This window comes from uncultured Fibrella sp. (genome assembly GCF_964250085.1).
Taxonomy (GTDB): domain Bacteria; phylum Bacteroidota; class Bacteroidia; order Cytophagales; family Spirosomataceae; genus Fibrella.
In genome coordinates, this window is record NZ_CAXUEC010000001.1 from 664,239 (window position 1) to 688,998 (window position 24,760).

General features: G+C 51.1%; 19 protein-coding genes and 1 tRNA gene. 11 read left to right on the forward strand and 9 right to left on the reverse strand.

Features of this window, described 5'->3' with window-relative positions:
* Positions 1 to 6: 6 nt before the first annotated feature.
* On the reverse strand, positions 7 to 225 hold the full coding sequence (locus tag ACFE8Q_RS02690) for a hypothetical protein (RefSeq protein WP_375443810.1): 219 nt from the start codon (positions 223 to 225) through the stop codon (positions 7 to 9).
* 206 nt (positions 226 to 431) lie between these two features.
* Between ACFE8Q_RS02690 and ACFE8Q_RS02695 the strand changes: the two genes are divergently transcribed.
* Complete coding sequence (locus ACFE8Q_RS02695) at positions 432 to 2,717, forward strand: DPP IV N-terminal domain-containing protein (protein ID WP_375443811.1); 2,286 nt, start codon at positions 432 to 434, stop codon at positions 2,715 to 2,717.
* Between the two features lie 63 nt (positions 2,718 to 2,780).
* Here the strand turns inward: ACFE8Q_RS02695 and ACFE8Q_RS02700 are convergent, their stop codons facing one another.
* Entirely contained in the window at positions 2,781 to 3,044 is a 264-nt protein-coding gene (locus ACFE8Q_RS02700; RefSeq protein ID WP_375443812.1) for a redox-active disulfide protein 2, read from the reverse strand.
* Positions 3,045 to 3,452: 408 nt separating this feature from the next.
* Here ACFE8Q_RS02700 and ACFE8Q_RS02705 point away from each other — a divergent pair, with 408 nt between their 5' ends.
* Positions 3,453 to 4,970, forward strand: a complete 1,518-nt coding sequence (locus ACFE8Q_RS02705; protein WP_375443813.1) for a M61 family metallopeptidase — start codon at positions 3,453 to 3,455, stop codon at positions 4,968 to 4,970.
* Positions 4,971 to 5,065: 95 nt separating this feature from the next.
* On the opposite strand, the gene ACFE8Q_RS02710 is transcribed toward ACFE8Q_RS02705, so the two are convergent.
* Positions 5,066 to 6,061 carry a family 43 glycosylhydrolase gene (locus ACFE8Q_RS02710; RefSeq protein WP_375443814.1) on the reverse strand — a complete coding sequence of 332 codons (996 nt, stop codon included), beginning with the start codon at positions 6,059 to 6,061 and terminating at the stop codon, positions 5,066 to 5,068.
* Between the two features lie 185 nt (positions 6,062 to 6,246).
* On the opposite strand from ACFE8Q_RS02710, the gene uvrB reads away from it, so the two are divergent.
* From uvrB to ACFE8Q_RS02740, 6 genes are all read left to right on the forward strand, one after another.
* Positions 6,247 to 8,268, forward strand: coding sequence for an excinuclease ABC subunit UvrB (gene uvrB, locus ACFE8Q_RS02715; protein WP_375443815.1), 2,022 nt, complete (start codon positions 6,247 to 6,249; stop codon positions 8,266 to 8,268).
* Between the two features lie 115 nt (positions 8,269 to 8,383).
* Positions 8,384 to 8,821, forward strand: coding sequence for a nucleoside deaminase (locus ACFE8Q_RS02720; protein ID WP_375443816.1), 438 nt, complete (start codon positions 8,384 to 8,386; stop codon positions 8,819 to 8,821).
* A gap of 48 nt (positions 8,822 to 8,869) precedes the next feature.
* Positions 8,870 to 9,484, forward strand: a complete 615-nt coding sequence (locus ACFE8Q_RS02725; RefSeq protein ID WP_375443817.1) for a superoxide dismutase — start codon at positions 8,870 to 8,872, stop codon at positions 9,482 to 9,484.
* 112 nt (positions 9,485 to 9,596) lie between these two features.
* Positions 9,597 to 9,670, forward strand: a tRNA-His gene (locus tag ACFE8Q_RS02730).
* A gap of 93 nt (positions 9,671 to 9,763) precedes the next feature.
* Positions 9,764 to 10,426: a carotenoid biosynthesis protein gene (locus ACFE8Q_RS02735; RefSeq protein ID WP_375443818.1), complete on the forward strand. Its 663-nt coding sequence runs from the start codon at positions 9,764 to 9,766 to the stop codon at positions 10,424 to 10,426.
* A 193-nt stretch (positions 10,427 to 10,619) separates the two neighbouring features.
* Complete coding sequence (locus ACFE8Q_RS02740; RefSeq protein WP_375443819.1) at positions 10,620 to 11,498, forward strand: MerR family transcriptional regulator; 879 nt, start codon at positions 10,620 to 10,622, stop codon at positions 11,496 to 11,498.
* Positions 11,499 to 11,580: 82 nt separating this feature from the next.
* Here the strand turns inward: ACFE8Q_RS02740 and ACFE8Q_RS02745 are convergent, their stop codons facing one another.
* Positions 11,581 to 14,481: a T9SS type A sorting domain-containing protein gene (locus ACFE8Q_RS02745; protein WP_375443820.1), complete on the reverse strand. Its 2,901-nt coding sequence runs from the start codon at positions 14,479 to 14,481 to the stop codon at positions 11,581 to 11,583.
* A gap of 18 nt (positions 14,482 to 14,499) precedes the next feature.
* Positions 14,500 to 14,994 (reverse strand): hypothetical protein, encoded by a 495-nt coding sequence (locus tag ACFE8Q_RS02750; protein ID WP_375443821.1) that lies wholly within the window; start codon positions 14,992 to 14,994, stop codon positions 14,500 to 14,502.
* Positions 14,995 to 15,184: 190 nt separating this feature from the next.
* On the opposite strand from ACFE8Q_RS02750, the gene ACFE8Q_RS02755 reads away from it, so the two are divergent.
* Positions 15,185 to 17,053: a 7TM diverse intracellular signaling domain-containing protein gene (locus ACFE8Q_RS02755; protein ID WP_375443822.1), complete on the forward strand. Its 1,869-nt coding sequence runs from the start codon at positions 15,185 to 15,187 to the stop codon at positions 17,051 to 17,053.
* On the opposite strand, the gene ACFE8Q_RS02760 is transcribed toward ACFE8Q_RS02755, so the two are convergent.
* From ACFE8Q_RS02760 to ACFE8Q_RS02775, 4 genes are all read right to left on the reverse strand, one after another.
* A complete protein-coding gene (locus ACFE8Q_RS02760) occupies positions 17,027 to 17,722 on the reverse strand; it encodes a response regulator (RefSeq protein WP_375443823.1) in 696 nt (231 codons plus the stop codon). The genes ACFE8Q_RS02755 and ACFE8Q_RS02760 overlap by 27 nt on opposite strands.
* A gap of 91 nt (positions 17,723 to 17,813) precedes the next feature.
* The gene (gene rpsJ / locus ACFE8Q_RS02765) at positions 17,814 to 18,119 is read right to left on the reverse strand and encodes a 30S ribosomal protein S10 (RefSeq protein ID WP_085411961.1); all 306 of its coding nucleotides are present in this window, start codon (positions 18,117 to 18,119) and stop codon (positions 17,814 to 17,816) included.
* A 162-nt stretch (positions 18,120 to 18,281) separates the two neighbouring features.
* Entirely contained in the window at positions 18,282 to 20,396 is a 2,115-nt protein-coding gene (gene fusA / locus ACFE8Q_RS02770) for an elongation factor G (RefSeq protein ID WP_375443824.1), read from the reverse strand.
* A 143-nt stretch (positions 20,397 to 20,539) separates the two neighbouring features.
* Positions 20,540 to 21,439 carry a helix-turn-helix domain-containing protein gene (locus tag ACFE8Q_RS02775; RefSeq protein ID WP_375443825.1) on the reverse strand — a complete coding sequence of 300 codons (900 nt, stop codon included), beginning with the start codon at positions 21,437 to 21,439 and terminating at the stop codon, positions 20,540 to 20,542.
* Between the two features lie 273 nt (positions 21,440 to 21,712).
* Here ACFE8Q_RS02775 and ACFE8Q_RS02780 point away from each other — a divergent pair, with 273 nt between their 5' ends.
* Both ACFE8Q_RS02780 and ACFE8Q_RS02785 read left to right on the forward strand, forming a co-directional pair.
* Positions 21,713 to 23,878: a cytochrome c biogenesis protein CcdA gene (locus ACFE8Q_RS02780; RefSeq protein ID WP_375443826.1), complete on the forward strand. Its 2,166-nt coding sequence runs from the start codon at positions 21,713 to 21,715 to the stop codon at positions 23,876 to 23,878.
* Positions 23,879 to 23,976: 98 nt separating this feature from the next.
* Positions 23,977 to 24,678, forward strand: a complete 702-nt coding sequence (locus ACFE8Q_RS02785; RefSeq protein WP_375443827.1) for a DUF2064 domain-containing protein — start codon at positions 23,977 to 23,979, stop codon at positions 24,676 to 24,678.
* Positions 24,679 to 24,760: the final 82 nt, after the last annotated feature.

Consider the following 24,760-nt stretch of genomic DNA (forward strand, 5'->3'; position numbering starts at 1 on the left):
GGCTTACTACTGAGTGCGATCAGTTTGCCAGTTCGAGAAAGCGACAATATAAAGAGCCAATATAACACCCACGCCGGGCAGGAACGCGATCAGGCTAAGCCAGGGATTTTGGCCTGATTTTTTGAAGATAGTCCATAGCGGAAATATGGGTATCAGCGGAATGAGAAGTAAAAAGGAAAGGATGAGGAGCAGTTCTTGCCCCCCCAGGCCGATAAGTGCTAACATGGTATCGTGTGTGGTTTAATGTATATCCTTCTGCCAAGCACGAATCTACTGAAAAAGTGATAGTTATGTCAGGGATTGATAGACACGCCGTTTGATGGCGCGAAGCAATGCCGTATAGCGTGAAAATTCACACATCACTGCTAAACAGTTATGCAAACCTATGAAGCGTGGTTCATGCTATATTCGCCTACCAATCGTCTATCATCATGCAATCGACAATACGGGGTTATTTACTACTGATTAGCCTGCTTCTGCCTGTTTCCGGCACTCTGTTGGCGCAGGGACGGCTGGCCGACTACCAACGGTCTGAAGCCCTGAAGACGAAACTGAAAGACAAGGTATACAACGCACCACAGCAGATAAACTGGACCAAAAACGGTAGTCGCTGCTGGTACGTAATCCAGACGGCGCGGGGCAAAGAGTTTGTGGTCGTTGACCCGAAACAGAAGACGCGGCAACTGGCCTTCGATCATGAGCAACTGGCCCGGCAGCTATCGGCGGCGACGGGAAAAAAGATCGAGCCGTTTAATCTGCCATTTACTACGCTGACATTTGGCAAAGAAGACGAGGCAGTGGAATTTGCGGCGGAGGGCTTCACCTGGCAATATGGGCCGGGCGCAATAGGCTTTAGCAAAAAAGGACCGCTTGGAAGCGAAGCTGTCGACCGGCGGTACTGGGGCGTAAACGCTACTGAGCAAAGCGACCGGGCCGTTCTGTCGCCCGATAGTAGCCAGAAGGCCTACATCAGGAATTATAACCTCTACGTTCGGTCGGAGAAGACCAAACAGGAACGGCAACTGAGCTTCGATGGCTCTGAAGGCGAGTATTACGCCAGCACAATCCAGTGGTCGCCCGACTCGAAAAAGATTGCGACCAGCAAGATCAGGCCCAACGTGAAGCACCTGATCTACTTTGTTCGCTCATCGCCCGATGATCAGTTGCAACCCAAGCTGGAAAATCGTGAATACCTGAAGCCGGGTGATGCATTGCCGGTTCGTCGGCCGCAATTGTTTCTGGTTGAGGAAGGCAAACAGATTCCGGTCGACGATGCGCTGTTCAACCAGCAATACAGCCTCTCGCGGCTGGAATGGCGCAAAGACAGCCGCGCGTTTACGTTCGAGTACAACCAGCGCGGGCATCAGGTGTATCGGGTGCTGGAAGTCAGCGCCGCCACTGGAGCCGTTCGGCCGTTGGTAGAGGAACGCAGCAACACGTTTATCGACTATAGCGGCAAACGCTACCGGTTTGATCTGGCCGACGGAAAAGAGATGGTCTGGGCCTCGGAACGCGACGGCTGGAACCACCTGTACCTGATCGATGGCATAACCGGGAAAGTGAAAAAGCAACTCACCAAAGGCGAGTGGGTGGTGCGCAACGTGGTGAACGTAGACACCGCCAGCCGGACTATCCTGTTTGCCGCCAGCGGCAAAACGCCCGGTCAGGATCCATACTTCACGCAGTATTACCGGGTGAGCCTCGATGGCACGAACCTGACAGCATTAACGACCGAAGACGCCAACCACGTAGCCACGTTCGCACCCGATTTCAACACATTCGTCGATTCGTACTCGCGGGTCGATATGCCGCCGGTAACGGTCCTGCGGAGTGCTACCGACGGAGCGGTGCTGTTAAATCTGGAGAAGGCCGATATATCGGAATGGCAGAAAGCGGGCTGGCAAACGCCCGACGTATTCACCGCCAAAGCCCGCGACGGCAAAACCGACATCTGGGGTATTATCGTGCGCCCCACAAATTTCGACCCGACGAAGACGTACCCAGTCATCGAAAACATCTATGCGGGGCCGCACGGCTCGTTCACGCCCAAATCGTTCATGACCACCAACCGATCGATGCACGAACTGGCTGAACTGGGCTTCATTGTGGTGCAGCTCGACGGCATGGGTACGTCGAACCGGTCGAAGGCGTTTCAGGATGTGTGCTGGAAAAACCTCAAGGACGCGGGCTTCCCGGACCGGATTCTGTGGATGCAGGCAGCAGCGAAAAAGTACCCGTTTATGGATTTGAACCGGGTGGGCATCTATGGCACGTCGGCGGGCGGACAGAGTTCGGCGGGGGCGTTGCTGTTCCACCCCGAGTTCTACAAAGTAGCTGTGTCGTCGTGCGGGTGCCACGATAACCGCATGGACAAAATATGGTGGAACGAGCAATGGATGGGGTATCCCGTTGGGCCGCAGTATGCCGAGTGTTCCAACGTGGTGAATGCTCACAAACTACAGGGAAACCTGCTGCTGATGGTGGGCGAGGTAGACGACAACGTTGACCCCGCTTCGACCATGCAGGTGGCCGATGCGCTGATTAAAGCCAATAAGAACTTCGATCTGGTTGTCTTGCCCGGCCAAAGTCATACGGCTGGCGGCGACTTCGGCGAACGTAAACGCCGCGATTTCTTCGTCAAACATCTCCTGAACACCGACCCGCCCGCCTGGACTGCCACTGCTTCGGGTGCAGGATCGGCTGGCATGGGAAAGTAGGTGTTCAGGATATGATAGTCAACGGCCACGCGGCGCTAAATCCAGGTTGCAGAAGATAAAGGGTTAATTTGCGATTTTTCTGAAATTGAGTTCTTTCTGTATTTCTTTCAACGTATTGAAGTTCAAAAAGACAATAGGCAGCAGCGCAAAAGGAATAACGCCTAAGGCAATGCTTGTTGCGTTAACTCCTTTTTTGACTGCCAGGAATACAACCATAATAAGCAGCATCGTTAGCATACCAGCCAGAAGCCCTGTCACTAGCTGTATAGATTTGCGTTGTCTAAGCAATTTTTCATCACTCATTTCATTGAACTTTGTCTTTTCCATTTGCCTGAATTTAAGTTTTAGGGGAATGCTGAATCAGATGTACTGGTTTCTGGGGTATGTTTTGGCTAGTCTGGAAGTCAGAGTCCGCCTTATCCTATAGTTACCAGGATCATGAACCAATCGGTTCAGGCCCAGACGTACTCCCAGTGGCAAGGTATCCAACAAATTTCGGATGACAAACGCAACCGCAGGCATTCACTCCCGACGCCATTTTATGGCTCTGCCATACGGGCGTACAAGGGCGTGAGTTACCCCAAAATGGTGGCTGCTCACTTGCCCTGCAAACGGTTTACTATCGTTTTCGACGGGGTAAAATTGGAATTGGCTTTATGTCTACTCTGCTAAATAGAGTCACCCAGTAATCCTCCAAAACTCACGCTTAGATTTACGAGATCTTATAGGCTTATCATGCAGTACACTCTCTCTGTTGCCGAACCGGGCAGTCACTACATCAATGTTACCTGTCGCATCGACGATGTCACGGGCGATATGCTTGAACTTCAGTTACCTGCCTGGCGACCGGGGCGCTATGAGTTGCAGCATTTCGCGAAAAATGTCCGGTCATTTGCCGTTTTTGATGAGCACGATCAGCCGCTGAGCCATCGGAAAGTGACAAAAGATCGCTGGCAGGTGCAGACCAGCGGCGCTACATCGGTGCAGGTGCGTTACGATTACTTTGCCTTGGTGGCGGGTGATCATAAGCTGGATGCCGGGAGTAGCTACGCCAATTCAACCCATTTCTGGTACATCAATCCGGTGAACCTGTGCCTATACGCGGAGGGGCGATTGCACGAAGCATGTACCCTTGCCCTCGACATCCCCGACGGCTGGCGAATTGCCTGTGGACTTTCGCAGAAAGATGACAAAACACTGATCGCCAGCGATTATTACGCGTTGGTTGATAGCCCGTTGATTGCCTCAGGTACGTTGCAGGCTATTCGCTACGTGGTTCAGGAGGTGGCCGTGACGGTTTGGGTGCAGGGTTGGAATTACCGAATGCCACCCGCCTTCGATCCGGCCCAAATCACGGCTGATTTTACCCGGTTTACCGAAGCGCAGATCAAGCTATTCGGCGACTTTCCCGAAAAAGAATACCATTTTCTGACGCTGGTGTTGCCGGTGCCCTATTACCACGGCGTCGAGCACCGGAATAGTACGGTGCTGGTGCTTGGCCCTGAACTGGAAGGGCTGGCTGCCGATGGAACAACCATCGAAGGGGCGGGTCTGTACACGGACCTACTGGGCGTGGCTTCGCACGAATTGTTTCATGCCTGGAACATCTGCCGAATTCGCCCGGCGGAGTTGACACCTTACGATTTTACCCGCGAAAATTATTTCACCACCTGTTTTGTAGCCGAGGGTATCACTACCTATTACGGCGATCTGATGCTCCGTCGGTCGGGTGTGTTCGATGATGCGGCTTATCTGAAAGAACTGCTGGTTATTCTGAAACGCCATTTCGAGCAGGCTGGCCGGGCGTCGTTGTCGCTCACCGAATCGTCGTGGGATCTGTGGCTGGATGGGTACGTTCGGGGCGCGCCTGATCGAAAAGTATCGGTTTACCATAAAGGGGCCATCGCCTCCCTGATTCTCGACCTGTACCTGCGCCGGAAATTCAACCACAAACGCTCACTCGACGATGTGATGCGGTTACTCTGGCAACGCTTTGGCCCAATCGAAAACGGTCAACCTGCCAGGGGCTACACCTACGACGATTACCGCGCCATCGCCGCCGAAGTAGCCGACGAACCCCTCGACTGGTATTTCGACAGTTGCATCACTGGCAACGTACCTATTGAACCGCTACTAAACGACTACCTCGCCTTCATTGGCTTGTCTATGAGCTACGACGATGCTGGACTTGTGGTGCTGGAATGGATTGGCCGGGAGCGGGAGCGAATGGAGTGGGAGCGGTGGTTTGCGTAACGCGGACTTTGGTCCGTATATCAACGCAATAAAAAACGGACGTCCGTTGTTACTCGCCACAGGCAAGCGACAACGACCAACCAGCCAACACCAACCTATACCGGCCGCTCCATCTTCATTTTCCCGGCCGCCGGAACACCGAAATCGGGCATGCCGTTGCGGTGCCAGTGAATGCGCTGAAGACGTGGGGTACGTTCATTTTCGCAACCTTTGTTGGGGCCGGGGTTCGCGTGGTACAGTAGCCAGGTCTGGCCGCCTTCGGTATGGAAAACACAGCCGTGGCCCGGTCCGAATGAACCGTTCCGGACCGAGGTTTTGAAGACGGGTTGCTGCGCTTTTGTCCATGATGAAGCGTTCATTAAATCGCTGTCGAGCCGAGCCGTTAACAAACCCATAGCGTAGTCGTCGGTCCAGCAGCCGTTGGCCGAATAAACGATGAATAAATACTCTTCATGGCGCATGAAAGCGGGCGCTTCGTTGACCAGGACGTGGTTCCGGCCGCTGTTGGGGTCGGGGTCGTGGTTGTGGCGTTCCCAGGGTATGGTGGGCTCTGAAAGTAACAGTCGTTTGCCCACGCAGGTCCACGGATTGCTCATACGGCAGAGGTAAATGTTCTGCTGCCCGTTTTCATCCCCTTCCCAACCTGACCAGCACAGCAGGAGTTGGCCATTCAACTCGATGACGGTGCCGTCGATTCCCCATTTACTGTCGGGCGTTGTGAGCTCGCATTTTACCTGCCATTCACCCTGCCACGGGTCACAATCCCTGTTTTCCAACACCCATATTCGTTGGTCGCCTGCATCCCGATCTTCGCCCGCGCTGAGGTAGGCGTACCAGCACTTTTCGCCGGTACCATCGTCCAGATAGTGAAGCTCGGGCGCCCACATATTTTTCGAAAATGGCCCGTTGTCAGGTACGTTCCAGACTACCTTTTGTTCGGCATGGGCCAGATCGGCGAGGCTGCGCGTTTTCCAGATCGTTAGATTGGTACGGGTTGAGTGGGTATAGTAGAAAAAACCATCGTGACATACCGTCCAGGGGTCTGGTCCATACGGCAGTAACGGATTCGTGAACATTATTTTTCCGGACATTTTGATCGGGCTAAAGGCCATGAAGAAACAACTGGTCCATTGTAGTCCGGGTTGGAGAAAGTTTAGGAAAGGGGCAACGTACCTGACTGGTGCCTGATCAAACTACTTCTTTTTGAAACGGGCTTGCCTGTTGACTGGTTTATTCGTAAATTGGTGGATTACGCCAACTCGTAGCAACAACGCTGATGAACTTTGAATTAACGTCTGAATTTCAACCCACCGGTGACCAGCCTAAGGCGATTGTTGAACTGGTTAAAGGGGTCAATAACAACGAACCGGCGCAGGTGCTGCTCGGGGTTACCGGCTCAGGTAAAACCTTCACAATTGCTAACCTGATCGCTCAGACCAACCGCCCCACGCTGGTTTTGAGCCATAATAAAACCCTGGCGGCACAGCTCTACGGCGAGTTCAAACAGTTTTTCCCGAACAACGCCGTCGAGTATTTTATCTCGTATTACGACTATTACCAGCCTGAAGCGTACATCGCCACCACAGGTACGTATATCGAGAAAGACCTTCAGATAAATGAAGAAATCGATAAGCTCCGGCTGGCGGCTACCTCAGCGCTGATGAGCGGGCGGCGCGATGTGATCGTGATCGCCTCGGTGTCGTGTATCTACGGCATGGGCAACCCCGAAGAGTTTAAAAATAGTATTATTCGTATTGCGGAAGGAGAGCGGATGAGCCGCAATCAACTTTTGCACAAGCTGGTCAGTATTCTCTATAGCCGTACCGAAGGCGATTTTGAGCGAGGTAACTTCCGGGTGAAAGGTGATACGGTCGATCTGTTCGTGTCTTACGCCGATTTTGCCTACCGGTTTATTTTCTTCGGCGACGAAATCGAATCCATTCAGCGGATCGATCCTGCTTCGGGGAAAAGACTGTCGAACGAAAAATCGGTGACCATCTTCCCGGCTACGCTCTTCGTTACAGGTCGCGAAACGCTGAACGGAGCCATTCACCAGATCCAGGATGATCTGGTGGCGCAGATCAAGTTCTTCGAGAGTGAATACCGGGAGCAGGAAGCCGAACGCATCAAGGAACGTACCGAGTTCGATCTGGAAATGATGCGTGAGTTGGGCTACTGCTCCGGCATCGAAAACTATTCGCGCTACTTCGACAATCGGCAGCCGGGGCAACGTCCGTTCTGTTTACTCGATTACTTCCCCGACGATTTTCTGATGGTGGTCGACGAAAGCCACGTGACCATTCCGCAGATCCGCGCCATGTGGGGCGGCGACCGGTCGCGCAAGGTTGCGCTGGTCGATTACGGATTCCGCCTGCCCTCGGCAATGGATAACCGTCCGCTGACCTTCCAGGAGTTTGAAGACCTGACGCCACAAACCATCTACGTATCCGCCACACCGTCTGACTACGAACTGCGCAAAAGTGAGGGTGTGGTGGTGGAGCAGCTTATCCGGCCAACGGGTTTGCTCGATCCCGAGATTGAGGTACGTCCCAGCCTGAACCAGATCGATGATTTGCTGGAAGAAGTTGATGCGCGTATCAAACGCAACGAGCGAGTACTGATCACGACGCTGACCAAGCGAATGGCCGAGGAGTTGAGCAAGTATCTGGAGCGCGTTGGCATCAAAACGCGCTACATTCACTCGGAGGTGAAAACCCTCGACCGCGTGGAGATTCTGCGCGATCTGCGGCTGGGTAATTTCGACGTGCTGGTGGGCGTGAACCTGCTGCGCGAAGGGCTTGATTTGCCCGAAGTATCGCTCGTGGCGATCATGGATGCCGACAAGGAAGGTTTCCTGCGCGACATCCGGTCATTGATTCAAACGATTGGCCGGGCGGCGCGGAACGTGAACGGCCGGGTGCTGATGTACGCCGACCGAATTACGGGTTCAATGGCAAAAGCGATCGACGAAACCAATCGCCGCCGTGCCATTCAGCTAGACTATAACATTGCTAACGGGATTACGCCCAAAACGGTGTTTAAATCGCGGGAAGCTATTATGGGGCAAACGAAGGTAGCCGACTCGAAGCCGAAACAATTTTATGTGGAGCCCGACGAGATCAACATCGCGGCCGACCCGGTGGTGCAGTACATGGGTAAGAACGATTTGCAGCAGCTCATTAAAGAGACGCAGGCCCGGATGGAACGCGCCGCCAAAGACCTCGACTTCCTGGAAGCCGCCCGCCTCCGCGACGAGCTATTCCAACTCCGTGACAAACTGAAGGCGGAGACGGTGTAGATTTAGCGTCATTAAGTGGTCATTACGCTTCGCTGTCATTAATGGTCATTCCTTGCGAATAAATCAATGACCATTAATAACAGCGAAGCGTAATGACCACTTAATGACAAGCACCATGTTTACCGACGAATACTTCATGGAGATGGCCCTTGCGCTGGCTGAAGATGCGGCTGAGGCAGGTGAGATTCCGGTAGGGGCACTGGTAGTTTGTCAGAACCGTATTATCGGAAAAGGACGCAACCAAACTGAACAACTCAACGATGTGACGGCTCACGCCGAGATGATGGCGATTACAGCCGCTACACAGACACTTGGTGGCAAATACCTGACAAACTGTACGATGTATGTAACGCTTGAGCCATGTGTAATGTGTGCGGGTGCTATTTTCTGGGCGCAGCTAGGTCGGCTGGTTATTGGTGCTGATGATCCAAAACGAGGCTATTCGCGACTAAATCCGTCGCCGATGCACCCGAAAACGCGCATCGAAACCGGCGTTTTAGCTCAGGAAAGCCGGGCGTTGATCACGAACTTTTTCGGGCGGCTAAGAACATAAAGCAAAAGCACGGTGTTAGACCGGGTGAATTAAACCTTAAACACAGACATGGCTTTCGTACTAGATCCACTGCCTTATTCGAGCGATGCGCTTGAACCAAACATAGACAAGCAGACCATGGAAATTCACCATGGTAAACACCATAACGCTTACGTAACGAACCTGAACAACGCCGTAGCAGGCAGCGACATGGAGAACCTGTCGATCGATGAACTGGTCGCCAACGTAAGCAAATACCCGGTGGCTGTTCGCAACAATGGCGGAGGACACTTCAACCATACCTTCTTCTGGAATATTCTGTCGGCGAACGGCGGTGGTCAGCCTTCGGGTGATCTGGCTACGGCGATTGACCAGAAATTCGGCTCGTTCGATACCTTCAAAGAAGAGTTTACGAAAGCTGCAACAACACGTTTCGGCTCAGGATGGGCCTGGTTGATCGTGACAGCCGATGGTGAGCTGGCCGTTACCTCGACGCCAAACCAGGATAACCCGTTGATGGATGTTACTGAGCAAAAAGGGACGCCAATCATCGGCCTTGACGTTTGGGAGCACGCATATTATCTCAAATACCAAAACCGCCGTCCCGACTACATCGCTGCGTTCTGGAATGTAGTTGACTGGAGCGCTGCCGAGGCTCGTTACCAACAAGCGAAAGCAGCGTAACTAGTTAAGAGATAAGAGTTAAGAATTAAGGGTGAAATTTTGTGCGAAAAACGCGGCTGAAGGCACTCTTAATTCTCAATTCTTAATTACCTTTGCATTCTCAAATTAAATGGTGCGCGTAGCTCAGTCGGTTAGAGCGCTGGTTTGTGGTGCCGGAGGTCGTGGGTTCGAGACCCATCGTGCACCCCTCATTTGAAGTCCTGACAGGAGTGTCAGGACTTTTTTTTGGTCTAAACTTCCGTTTTTGCTCGTACCTTACTACCAACAGCACTCAGCAGCATGGTCGATTTTCCTGTACCCCGCCACGATAAGATCATTCGTACCATCCTGGTTCTGGCTTATATAGCTGGTTTGATTGGTTTACAGATACCCGCCGTAGCTCCGCTTTTTAAACAGCTTACGGCGCTTAACCTGCTGGGTACGTTGGCAGCATTGCTCTGGTATCATACCGACTGGCGGCCTGCCTTCACGTTTTATATCGCTCTGGCCGTTCTAACGGGATACTTTGTTGAATTGCTCGGCGTACGCACTGGATACGTCTTTGGCGGACCTTATGCGTATGGGGCGGGTCTAGGGCCTAAGCTCTTCGATATTCCACCCATTATTGGTGCCAACTGGCTGTTGCTGACTTATTGTTTCGGTTCGGTTTTTGATCGATTCTCATGGCCTATTTACCTGAAAACGGCTATTGCTGCGGCTGGCATGGTAGCGCTGGACTTAATGGTTGAGCCCGTGGCCATCCGGCTTGACTTCTGGACTTGGTTTGGCCATACTATTCCCATTCAGAATTATTTGGGGTGGTGGCTGGTATCGGTTGCTTTGCTCAGCATCTGGTACGGCTTGCCTTTTCGGAAGGAGAATAGACTTTCCCTATTGATAATCAGTCTACAGGTGTTCTTCTTTGTTGGCCATCAACTGCTGTACAGGCTAGCCATTAGCTAAACAATTAATAGTTATATGGGGTTATTTAATAATATTTCCAATCGTGTTATTGGATTTTACATTGGAAAGTTGCAAAGCGACAAGTAGGTGCTTAGTTTAGACGTTGCGTTTATCTGTTCACTAGTAGAATGGGCTTATTTAGCTTGCTTTCACAGCTTCCAATATCAGCACCAACTTGTAATCTGATCATCCCATGAGTAACTACTCGATTAAAGATTTAGAGCAACTTTCCGGCATAAAGGCCCATACGTTGCGGATCTGGGAGCATCGTTATAATATTATTCAGCCCAAACGGACAGATACGAACATTCGCACTTATGATGATCAGGATCTGAAACTGGTGTTGAACATTTCGTTATTGAAAGATCACGGGTATAAAATCTCTGAAATCTCCAAGCTTACCGTTGAGGAGATGTACCAGGAAGTGATCAAGATTTCGGATCGGCAACTGAATTACCCCGACCAAATACATGCGTTGACGATCTCCATGATCGATCTGGACGAAGATCGGTTTGAGAAGATCATCAGCACGAACATTCTGCAATTTGGCTTCGAGAACACGATGATTCATATCATCTACCCGTTTCTCAGCCGCATAGGTACGTTGTGGGTCACGGGGTCGATCGGTCCGGCCCAGGAACACTTTATCACCAATTTGATTCGCCAGAAGCTAATCGTAGCCATCGACGGGCAAGTGAGTAAGCAGGGGCCTAATGGTAAGAAATACATGCTGTTTCTGCCTGAAGGCGAGATGCATGAAATCAGTTTGTTGTTTGCCAACTACATTATCCGGGCGCGGTACAACAAGGTCGTTTATCTGGGACAAAATCTGCCCTTTAATGAACTGGTGTTTGCTTATAACGTCCACAAACCGGATTATATCTTCTCAGCGATTACGTCAGTACCGTCAAACAGTGAAGCGCAGGCGTATGTCACTAAGCTAGGTGCCCAGTTTCCTGAGGCACATTTATTACTCACAGGTTATCAGATGGTTGGCCAGGACATACAGATGCCGGAAAACGGTACAATCGTCAACAATATCGATGATTTGATTCGGGTTGCAAGCACGTAGAAAGGAGTCACTGTGGTACGCTGTTGCCGGTAATGAAGCATCCCGGCCTGCTGGAGAAATAGACCCAGCTAACAAAAACACGCTAGTCTAGCCGCAATAACCGCTTTACCACAACTCCGCTCTCTGTTTCCACCCGTAACAGATACAACCCATTCATAGTTGGCAGTTGTACCCGTATAGGTACCATCTTTGGAAAAAGCAGGGTAGTCCATTGTCGAATTACTTTACCCGATGCATCGGTCAGCATAAAAGTAACTGCCTGCTTCGACGGCAGGTCGACTACGACTTGGCACTCGCTGGTGGTTGGGTTCGGATATACAGATACCTGACTGTCGCTAAAAGGGCTAAGTGCCTCGGTACCAAGTAGCAGACTAATAACAATGTTTACGGCAGGCGAAGTAGTTACGCGACCGTTGAGGGAGACGACAACCGCGTAGCTTCCCGATGATGAAGCGGTGTAAGTCGGACTGGCAGCACCGGGGATGACGTTGCCATTCAGGAGCCACTGATAAGTAGCCCCTGCATCGGCCCCGCCCGTCAGGCCAGTATTGGCCGAAAGAGTTATGGCTAATGTAGCGGTAGCTCCGCCAGGGGGGAGCGTGATTGTAGGCGTGGCACAGGTCCCAGACGAAACCGTGACCGCTGATGAGGTTACACCACAACCCTTTGCATCTGTAACACTGACGACGTAGCTACCAGGCGTGGCGGTTGTGAGCGACGCTGTACCGCTGGCGACAAGCGTGGCCCCCTGCCGCCATTGGTAGGCATAAGCCCCTGTTCCGCCAGTGGCCGTGGCTGTAAGCGTAGCGGACTGTCCCGTACAGATAGACTGTCCACCGCTTACGACAACAGACGGGCTGGGCGATGCAACGACGGTCAGGGTTGCCATTGTTGACGAACAGGCATCTGTCACCGATAAAGAATAGGTTCCTCCGCTGGCAATGCTGAGCGAGGCCGCGTTGTTGCCTACTACCGCGCCGTTCTGTTTCCAGACATATGTGAACGGCCCGGTTCCGTTAGCCAAAGCAGCGTTCAGCATACCCGTTTGCCCGCTACAGAGTGTAGTAGAGCCGGTAATTGTAACAGAAAGAGGTTTGGGAGCGCCGTTGAAAAACAGGTAAGGAGAGCTGCCTGTACATTGATTAGCTGATGTGACATAGACCTGATAATAGAAGTTGGTAGCTGTTGTTGAAAATACCGGTGCTGTTGAGGCACTTGCACCGTTTATAACCCAATTGTACGAATAGGGAGCAGTGCCTCCTTTGACAATGGCAGTTAATGCTGTGGGTTTACCAGTACAGTTTACCAACCCTTCGTCTATTAGTACTGTTGGGCTTTCAAGAGCTGTCAACGTAATGCTGGCGACCGAAGCTGGCGAGCAGGCATCTGTGATTGTTAGCGAATAGGTGCCCCCGGTAGATGTATTCAGTGAGGCTGATGTAGTGCTTATGGGTGAATTATCTTTTGCCCACCGATATTGATAAGGCGAAGTTCCATTAGCCGGGTTAGCCATGAGAGTTGTTCCCGCACTACTACAAAATGATAATGCCTGCGTCGAAGTAATGCTAGCTGTCAGACTACAACCGTTTGCTTTTGTAACTGGGCTATACACCCAAACTTCTTCGTTGTTCGTGGTGGAAGAATTACGGATAGAAAAAAAAATTTTATCTGCGGATGCTGCCAAATAGTTTAAACCAAGGCCGGAACTAACTGAAAATGAAGTGGATTGTGTATTCGCTATTGTGCCGTCAGTTCGATACATATCAGATACTATAGGGGCTGTTCCGACCGAAGGCCTGGCACTTAGAAAATAGGCATTGTCACCAATGATACCAGTACCCATAGAATAGTCTATATTTTTAAGCATAAATGTCCCTGTAGCTGTCCCATCAGAAATCCATGGGTTGACATTCCCATTGGAGGAAGTTTTTCCAGCGAAAAGAAATTTATTTTTTAACGACGTTGCTATATTATAATAGACTGATATAGCATTAGTACCTGTAAATGAATTGATTAACGTTGGTACGATGGCGGAATTGTTAAAAAATAGTAGATCGATACCATCGTCTTTACCTCCTAGTTTTCTATTTTTTTGGACGAACGTCTTTTCTCCGGCAGCGCCAACTAAATAGTATGTTTCGGTTACGCTCACTCCCTGAACGAGTTGAGTAGTGGAGCCTGCCCGATAGCCCAGCCGCCATATGTCTTCATTATTGCCGAGGTAAATAGCATCTTTCTGAACTTGGATATACTGAATATTAGCCGCTCGTAAACCGCTCCTTTCAGTGGGTAAAGGTGCAATTTTTTTTGTGCCATTTACGCTCCCATCAGTCCTGTATACCCCTCCGCCGTAATCATTGATGGCGAAATAATCCTTGTATGTACTAGCGTTGCCAATATTGAATATAAGCAAGCTGTCTGTACTACGCATCGCAGTAACCAGACCAATAGTTGTACTAATTAATTTAGTGCCGACATCTGTGCCATCAGTACGCCAAAGGTGAGGTGCGAAATTGGAAATTTTATTAGTTCCGACGGTTGTATCAGTAGCAGCAAAAAATAGAAGGGAATTGCCGAGAACAGCCATTGCTGTTATCGTGCCAGTTGGGGGTCCAGTTGGTGTTTTTACGGGTACTGTCCCTGTAGCTGTCCCATCCGTTTTCCAGAGTTTAGCCGTGCCATCGCTTGCGTTGACCCTAAAATAAATAAGGTTGCCAACAGCTAGCATTGACTCAGTAGTATTTCCTGGCGAACTGGCTAAAGGACCCGGTAATGTCATTAGTTTCTGAGTGCCGGCCACAGTACCATCCGTCTTCATCAGATCACTTCCTGAGACGAAAAACGATTTGCCGTCATTAGTTACCGCAAAGCCTGCGGTAGCGCCGTAAGGCTGAGTTCCTGTATGAATTCGGATCCCGGTTTGTGCATATGATACCGTAGATGATATAGCTAGTGCTACAACTAGTAGAAGTTGACCTTTCATAGTGTTGGAAGTATGGGCTTAATTGCCGGTTAACTGATACTGGTTCAGGCTGTTGCCCGTTTTGGGGCTGGCCGTAGTGCGGGTGATGTCGAGGGACATGCCAGTGGCCGAGTTGATCGTAAACTCGATGGTGCCGCCCGTGCCGGTGGGTTCAGGTTGCAGAGCGCTCAGTATCAGCTTGGTTTCGCCCTGTATTACATACGTACCCACAAAGGTATTTCCATCGAAATCAGTGAGCTTCACCGCAGGCGGAGTGCTTAGATCGAGCCGGAAAACGTTGTAGTTACGAATGTTGGCGGTGGCTCCTTTGGTAAATACGAGTGTACTATTCTCTCGCACAGCCTGCGCTGTCCAGGTACGTTTGATTCGGTCTGAGAGTGGATCTATTTTTTCTTTGCTACAGCCGTTGACAGCGTACCAGGCCATAGCAAACAGAGCAAGGTATAGTGTTGCCAGACCCAGCCGCGTTAAGGCAGCCTGGATAAGGTCACGAAGAGGCGGGTGCTCAGTCATGGAAAAGATGATGTGGATAGATGCGTTGGTTAACTCTTAACGCAAAGGTTGATCCTCACCCACTGGCGATCAATACCCCCAAACGGGGATTTTTCAGCCTGTTCTCTACCCTATAACCAGGATTTTAGACTACGGTAGTTGCTGGTAATCACCCCGTTCGTACTTTGAGGCAATGCTACCCCCATCAGGTATGAAACTTCGTTACAGTCTGTTGCTTGTCTGGCTACCCGGTGTACTGCTTGCTCAGTCGTTGCCAATACGCATAGATGCCACAGGTGGTTCTGCCTCAATCGATGGGCGGCAGGTAGAGGTTCTGGCCGACCCGGAGCATCGGATCGGGTGGGCCGATGTAAGACGTGACGTTTATAGCGCCCGTTTTAAACCGTCTCCGGTAGCCAATCTGAACTTTGGTTTCTCAACGGCCGACTACTGGGCACGCCTTAGCTTGCGGGTAAACGACCCAAACACACCGCACGTACTCGATATTGGGTTCACCAACTATACGCTCATTGAACTGTATTCGGTAGACAGCGCGGGGCGAGTAAACATAAGCCGCGTGGGGGACGGCCTAAAGGGCCCCAATCGACGTGAGTTCCCATTTTATACGTTTGGTATCCGTCTACCGTCAGATCAATATCAAACGCTTTACCTGCACCTGGTTAGTCATTACGGTCAGCAATATTTTCCATTAACGGTCTGGACTGAAAAGGCTTACGTAGAAGCCGGTTCGAGCATGTCTTTGTTATGGGGCGGGTTTTATGGCATACTGCTCATCGTCTTGTGCTACCATGCTTTTATATACGCGTTCACGCGCGAACGGAGTTACTTGTTACTGTGTGGTTATCTGGTAGCCTATATAGCCTATGAATGCTGTCGAAGTTACAACAGACTGCCTGATATCGAAAATTCGATACTGACGAGTGGCGTAGACCCGCAGGCAGTGGTGACGATATTTCCAGTACCAATTATTCTGTTTATGTTGTTTTATGACTATAGCCTTCGTATAACGCAGTATTTTAAGTGGTTCCGGTGGTTAATCGTTGCCACAGCAGGTTGGTGTTTATGCTGCGTTACGCTGGCTCATATATACCCGGTTACACAATTGTCAATTAACAGGCTGGCAGCGTGGGAAGGAATCCCGGTTGGCCTCATTATGATTGCTGTTTCCACTGCACTTTGGATTAAAGGGGTGCGCATAGCCCGGTTTTACGCGTTAGCCAGTATGGCTACAGCCGGTGGTGCCATTCTGATGATGATGCAACGGGCAGGCTTCATTGGTTCCGAAACCCTGCTGGTCAAGTTTGGGTTTAATATAGGTTCGCTGCTTGAGTTTATTCTGCTTACGCTGGGCGTGGCTGATCGCTTCCGCGAAGAACGAAAACGACAACGGGCCGACGAACTGGAGCGGGTCCGGCAGGAAACTCAGCGGGAGGCTGAACACCAGTTAGCCATCAAACAGGAACGGGAGCGCATGTCGATTGAACTCCACAATGACATTGGCAACTCGCTGATGAGTGCCCGGCTGATGCTCAACCGCCTGGATACCCATATGCTTTCGCCTACCGAACAAACTGTTTATCAGCAGCTAACGGTAACGATGGCCGATACTTATGACAGACTTCGGGACATTGCCCATGGGCTGAACGCCCAGAAGTTTGTGCGCATCGGGCTGGTGGCTGAATTGCATAAACTGATCAATGTGCTCAATACTACCGACCGGGTTCAGTTTGATCTGCTGGTAAGTCGAGAGGCCGATCATCTTCCCCCGGCGCTTCAGGCTACCTTGTATAGCTTTGCCACCGAACTAACACAAAATGTACTACGCCATGCCGAAGCCGAGCATGCGCATCTCCGGGTGGCGGTCGATAAAACGAGTATCCGGCTGAGTGTGCGTGACGATGGAAAAGGCCTGTCCGAAATGAGTGCGCCAACAGGACAGGGCATACGATCAGTACAGCAACAGGCGGGTATGCTAGGCGGTAGTTTCGTGCTAAAACCCCTGGCCACTGGCGGTACGTCGGCCGTTATTGTGCTACCACTGGCCGGGCCGGTCAGGTAATGGATCAACGGTGAACCCGTACCGATTAGCGACATTAGCCAGGGCGATGGCATTTTTGACGTTCAACTTCTTCATCAGGTTTTTACGGTGTGTTTCGACTGTTCCGACAGAGATAAATAATTTTTCGGCAATCTCCTGATTCTCATACTCATTGGCAACCAGCGTAAGTATCTTAAGCTCCTGCTTGGTTAATACGGGCAAATCAGTAGCGGGGCTTTTAAGTGAACCTGTTTTAGAAACAAGAATGGTCAGCAATCGCGGTGACAGATAAACCTCATCATCCTGAACAATGCGATAAATTGCTTTTAACAGTTCAGGCGATAGACAATCTTTAGGGAGATATCCCCGCGCTCCGGCCTGGAGTGCCATCCGAATAGAGTCAGGTGTTTCATCTACCGACAGAATCAGCATTGGTATGGCAAAACCGTCGGCCTGTAACTGAGTTAGTAACTGTACACCATTTTGGCCATCTTCCAGCCACAAATCACAGATTATCAGGTCTGCCGTCATACCTGCCTGGAGGGCCTTTAAGACTTGCTGCCCGGATGAGAAGACGCCAGTAATTACAATACCAGCGTTGCCCAGGATCGCTTCAACGCCCTCGGCCATCAGCCGATGATTCTCCACCAGAATAATTCGCATTGGCTGAGATGCTGGTTTGCTGTTCATTGTTGACCGAAGGGGTTGACGATTATTGCTAAAGTTCAACAAACAAAAAAAGCCTTCCAAATCGTTGGAAGGCTTTTTGTACTACGGAAACTTAAACTTTGATTTCTACATCGACACCGCTGGGTAGTTCGAGTTTCATCAGTGCGTCAACCGTTTTAGAACTGGTCGAATAAATATCAACCAAACGCTTGTAGGTGCAAAGCTGGAATTGCTCGCGCGCCTTCTTGTTCACGTGTGGTGAACGTAGAACCGTGTAAATCTCTTTGTCGGTAGGCAGTGGAATTGGGCCACTTACCATAGCGCCGGTCGATTTAACGGCCTTTACAATTTTTTCAGCCGACTTGTCAACCAGCATGTGGTCGAACGACTTCAGTTTAATGCGAATCTTCTGATTCATAAAAAGCGGTTCGTTTAGTTAATTAAGCCCCAGCCGAAAGAACCATTTACTCCGGAGAGGGAAGGTTTTAAGAAGTCCTCTGTCTTCAGTCCACAGTCTTCTGTTGCGCTGCTGAGGAGCGAAGCAACAGAAGACTGTGGACTGAAGACAGAGGACAGTTTTTTATGACAGGCCGCCTTTCTCTTTCTTCACAACTCCCTCGGCGATGTTATTCGGCACGATTTCGTAGTGAGCGAAGGTTAAGTTGGCCGTGGCACGACCCGATGACATCGTACGGAGTTCAGTGATATAACCGAACAGTTCCGACAGCGGCACATCAGCTTTGATCACCTGCGAACCAGCGCGGGTGTCCATACCTTTCATGATACCCCGGCGACGGTTCAAGTCACCCGTGATCGGACCAGTATATTCTTCTGGCGTCAGCACCTCAACGGCCATGATCGGTTCGAGCAGTTTCGGACCAGCCTGACGAGCCGACTCACGGAAGCCCATCCGTGCAGCTAACTCAAACGACAGTGAGTCTGAGTCAACGTCGTGGAATGAACCGTGGAATAACCGAACTTTCATTGAATCGACAGGGTAGCCCGCCAACGGACCCGTTGACATGGCTTCTGCAAACCCTTTCTGAATAGCCGGAATGAATTCGCGCGGAATAACACCACCAACGATCGCATTGTCGAACTGGAGACCAGCTTTAACGGTGCCATCTTCTTCTGGGTCACGTGGCATCAGTTCAAACACGATGTCGGCAAATTTACCGCGACCACCCGTTTGCTTCTTGTATACCTCGCGGTGTTCAACCTTCTTGGTGATCGTCTCTTTGTAGGCTACCTGAGGCGCACCCTGGTTCACTTCAACCTTGAACTCACGACGCATCCGGTCGATGATAATTTCCAGGTGAAGCTCGCCCATACCACGAATGATGGTTTGGCCAGTTTCTTCGTTCGACTCAACTTTAAGGGTTGGGTCTTCTTCAATCAGTTTACCAATGGCTTTCGAGAAGTTGTCCTGATCGGCGGTCTTCTTAGGCTCAATGGCGTACCCAATAACGGGGTCAGGGAAGACCATCGACTCAAGAACGATTGGGTTCTTTTCGTCTGACAGCGTATCGCCTGTTTTGATGTCTTTGAAACCAACTACGGCCCCAATATCACCCGCCTCAAGACGGTCGATCTGGTTCTGTTTGTTGGCGTGCATCTGGAAGATACGTGAAATACGCTCTTTGTTGCCCGACCGGTTATTGAGGATATACGAACCTGACTCCAGCACACCCGAGTATGAACGGATGAAGCACAGACGGCCAACGTAAGGGTCGGTCGCAATTTTGAACGCCAGGGCCGAGAATGGCTCAGTCGTTGATGGCTTGCGCGACACCTCGGCACCTGTATCCGGGTTGGTACCAATGATGCTCTCTTTGTCCATCGGCGATGGCAGCAGGGCCATCACATAATCGAGCATCGTTTGTACACCTTTGTTCTTGAACGATGAACCGCAAAGCATCGGCACGATCTTCATGCTGATCGTTGCTTTACGCAACGCCGCCAGAATTTCGTCTTCCGAAATCGACGCAGGATCTTCGAAGTATTTCTCCATCAGCGAGTCGTCGAATTCGGCAACTGCTTCCAGAAGTTTTTCCCGCCATTCGGTTGCTTCGTCCAGCATATCGGCTGGAATCGGCACCTCACGGAAGGTCATACCTTTATCATCTTCGTTCCACTCGATGCCCCGGAAGTTAACCAGGTCAACCACACCACGGAATGTATCTTCTTCGCCGATTGGCAACTGAAGAGGCACCGCGTAGCTACCCAGCATTTCCTTCACCTGCTTACACACGTTCAGGAAGTCGGCGCCAGAGCGGTCCATTTTGTTTACGAAGCCAAGACGGGCAACGTTGTAGTTGTTGGCCAAACGCCAGTTCGTTTCCGACTGAGGTTCTACACCATCAACGGCACTGAAAAGGAACACCAGACCGTCCAACACACGCAGTGACCGGTTCACCTCAACGGTGAAGTCAACGTGACCTGGGGTATCGATGATGTTGATGTGGTATTTCTGGTCGCGGTAGGTCCAGTCAACGGTAGTGGCAGCCGAGGTGATCGTGATACCACGCTCCTGCTCCTGCTCCATCCAGTCCATTGTGGCAGCTCCATCGTGAACCTCACCGATCTTGTGACTTACCCCGGCGTAATAGAGAATACGTTCGGTAGTAGTCGTTTTGCCTGCGTCGATGTGGGCAGCGATACCGATGTTTCTCGTCAATAATAAATCGCGAGCCATTAGCTTGTTATACAGAAAGTTATGTAATTCTAAAACGGTGGAAAGAAGACAGCCAACGAAAACCGGCTGGTCTTTCATGAATCAGGTCGCAAAATTACTGACTTCCAGCGGTAAAGTCAAGCTATATGATAAAGGATTGGTAACTACGACAGTAAACCCGACATACTGGGCAACAGGGGCGATTGCTTATCGCGGTAGATGGCCTGATACCGCATGGGGGTGGTGCCCGTTTGCTGCTTGAACTGCCGGTGGAAGTGCGAAATATTATTGAAGCCGCACTCAAACCCAACCTGGCTGACGCTCATGTCTGCCTGCGTGAGCAGCTTGCGCGCATGGCTGATCCGCAGTTCGTTCAGGTACTCGACAAAAGACTTGCCGGTCCGTTTCCGGAAATACCGACAAAAAGCCGCCGGGGCCATACCAGCTACCGAAGCGATCTGCTCAATCCTGATTTCTTTACGAAAATGCTTTAACACAAACTCCAGCACACGTTTCATACGCTCGGTCTCCGCCTCACTGGCTGTGAGCTGGTAACTGTCTGACGCCAGCAGAATAGCCTCCCGATCGGTCGATAGCTCATTCAGGATACTCAGTAGTTCGAGTACCTGCGCCATACCGTCGAGGTGCGGCAGTTGGATGAGCCGGGATGCTAATCGAGCCACCGTGTTGGGGCTAAAGCACAGCCCATAACGCGACCGTTGGAGCAGTTGACGAATGGCACCAGACTCGGGCAAGACGCTCAGCAGGTTTTCGTCCAGGGTTGCCGGGAACTGGACAACAATCGCTTCGGCCGGTAGCTCGTCGTAACGATCATCGTCGTTCCGCCAGAAATGTGGGAGGTTCGGTCCAATCAAAACCAAGTCACCAACGTCGAAATTCGTAACGTGATCACCTACAAATCGCTTTCCATTGCTTTCCAGAATATAGGTAAGTTCATACTCTGGATGGTAATGCCAAAGTGCGCCAAAAGCCGTAAGACGGATATGTTTTACAAGCAGCGAGTGTTCCTGGTCGATATTTACCTTTTCGTAGAGCGCTTTCACGGACTGTTACATTTTGACTGCTGAGGACTTAAAACTTAGTAAAAGTAGTTAGGATTTTACATAAAAGTAGTCATTTACTAGCTATGTGGGATAAGCTGGCTTATTTTTTGGCAGGATAAATGAGCTAAAAGGCTTCCTTTTTAAGGCTGTACAGGCCTGCAGTTATTATCCTGAACCGCTTTTGCTACCCACTTTCGGGACTGCTGCGGAAAAGGGACTATTTTTCGGGCAAAACGCGTTACTCCCGTAACCTATAAGTTGCACCTACATTGTATGAATCGGTTTATTGCCCCGCTGGGCCTGTTGCTTTGCCTGTTTACCGCCGTTACAACCAGCTTCGGCCAGTTCGGCCAGAGTGGTATTCAAAAACCCGCTACTTTCTCCTACAGCGTTTCGCCCACAAAAGCTAAAGTGGGGGATATAGTAGAGCTTCGGATTACGATCAATGCCAAAGAAGGATGGCATGCCTACGCGGCCAAGACCAACCCGAAAATAGACGGAGGGCCATTGCCAACAGCGCTGACACTGACGAAGAACAAAACGTTTGACCTGGTTGGCGGGCTGGTGTCGGTAGGCTATGAGACCAAATACAGCGATATTTGGGAAGGCGACGAGTACATTATGCCCAACCCGGCACTGTTTACCCAGAAAATCAAGCTGCTGGCCGCTAAGCCCATTCTGGCCGGCACAATCGAGGGTTCAATCTGTAAAGAGAACTGTGTTCCCTTTAATGAGGACTTCGATATTTCGGCTAAGTTAACGGTCGCCGCTGCCGCACCGGAAAGCCAGACCACTGCCACGGCGAGCGCACCCACCAGCACAACGATTGTTGCCGCAACGAACGTACCTGAGTCAACCTCTACTGTGGCTGAAGTGGCAGTCGATACGGTGGTGGCGTCAGGTACGTTGGCCGCACCGATTGTTGATGAAGTAGACCCGCTGGCGACATCCGGCGAACAAGGGTCAACGTCATTATGGGGTTTCGCGCTGGCTGCATTTCTTTCGGGCTTGGCGGCCCTGCTAACGCCCTGCGTGTTCCCGATCATTCCGATGACGGTCAGCTTTTTTACGCACCAGAAAGGTGGCTGGTGGAAAGCGTTGCTCTATGGCGCGTCGATTATTGCAATATACGTTCTGATTGGTACGCTGGTGTCGCGCATCAACGGCCCGGCGTTTGCCAATTTCCTCAGCACGCACTGGATTCCTAACCTGCTGTTCTTTGCTGTGTTCTTCACCTTCGGCCTGTCATTTCTGGGTCTGTTTGAGATTACGCTGCCTAGTTCGATCGTTAACAAAGCCGACGCCGCTTCGGAGCGGGGTGGACTGGCCGGCATCTTCTTTATGGCCTTCACGCTGGTGCTGGTTTCGTTTTCCTGCACCGGACCTATTGTTGGTAGCCTGCTGGTGGCTTCGGCGGGGGGCGCAGTGATCAAGCCAATTATTGGCATGGCGGCGTTCTCATCCGCGTTTGCCATTCCCTTTACGCTGTTCGCCCTGTTTCCGCAGTGGCTCCAGAAACTCCCAAAATCAGGCGGCTGGCTGAACTCAGTGAAGGTGGTGCTTGGTTTCCTGGAACTGGCACTGGCCTTGAAATTCCTGAGTATTGCCGATCAGGTCTATCACTGGAACCTGCTCGACCGCGAGGTATATCTGTCGTTCTGGATTGTTATCTTCAGCCTGATCGGATTTTATCTGCTGGGCAAAATCCGGCTACCTCACGACAGCGACGAGATGATGGTGATCGATAACCCAGCGACGGGAACGATGCGCTTTCCGATTCCGAATGCAAAGGTCAGCGTGTTCCGCATGCTATTGGCCATCATCACGTTTACGTTTGTGGTTTATATGGTGCCGGGTTTGTGGGGCGCACCGCTAAAAGCACTGGCTGGTTACTTGCCGCCCGAAACAACGCAGGATTTTAATCTGCACAGGGCCGGGGGCATCGGGCAGGGCACGCCAGCAAATCAACGCATGGTCAGACACGGAAACCTCTTCAAGATGCCGCACGGTCTTCCCGGCTTTTTTGATTATAAGGAGGCGCTGGCCTATAGCAAGACAGTAAACAAACCGGTGTTTATCGACTTTACCGGTCACGGTTGTGTGAACTGTCGCGAAATGGAGCAGCGTGTCTGGGTTGATCCAGCTATTCTAGCCCGTTTACAGAACGACTACGTAGTGGTGGCGTTGTACGTCGATGATAAAACCGAGTTGCCTGAAGGCGAATGGTATACGTCGAGCTATGATCAGAAGCAGAAGAAAACGATCGGTGCGCAGAACGGCGATTTGCAGATTACGCGCTACGGCAACAACGCCCAACCCCACTATTGCCTCGTCGATAGCGACGGTAAACTGCTGGTGAGGCCCATCAACTACGACCTGAACGTTGAGAAGTTCGGCCAGTTTCTGGACTCGGGAAAGGTAGCTTTTGCCCGCAAGTAAGGATCATAAGGCAATACTGAGTTCAAAGCGGCCAGACAATCGTAAACAGCGCGCTTTGCGTATGTTTGTTGTTAGCCAACCCAATGCAGGAGTAATCCTTGATCAACGCGACCGCCATACTCATTTTTGCTCAGCCCGTTTCCATCGACGTGGTTCGCAAACGTGTCGCCACCCAGCCGTTACTTACTCGTCGGATACTGGAGCGGTTGAATGAACGTACCCGGCAAACGGCCGAAGCTACGGCAATGCCGGTCATTCATTCGGCCACGTTGATCAAATGCGCTGGTACATTCGGTGAACAGTTCGATCGCGCCTGTCGGGCCGCGTTTGCACTTGGCTTTGAGCGGCTACTAGTGATCGGGAACGACTGCCCCGCGCTTACATCAATTCACCTGCTACACGCTGCCGACCAGTTACAACAAGCTTCTGTAGTAATTGGCCCCGACCAACGCGGGGGCCTCTACCTGCTTGGTATAACACGGGCTTCATTCGAGGTGCTGGTGCCCGGCACTTTACCCTGGCAAACCTGCCAACTGGCACGGGCCGTGCGCCAGCTGCTTGTGAACCTGCCGGTTGTGGTAATGCCCCGGCTGGGCGATGTAAACAAGCTGGTTGATTTGTACCAGTATCAGTCAGGTACGTTAGCCGTCACTTTATTCATTGCCCAACTACTACTGTTGGACGTTGGTGAACCAATGCGGTCAACAAATCAGCAGTTGGCCCAACCCACTGACGTTTACCCGGGAACCCGTTTTCTGCGCGGACCCCCTATCGCTGGCATATCAGTACTCGCTGCGTAATCCTCTTCATTTTCTGGCATACACATGCACAAAGCCTGGCTGCTCTGACGGGTCGGTATTGCCTTCTTTTTATATTTAACAA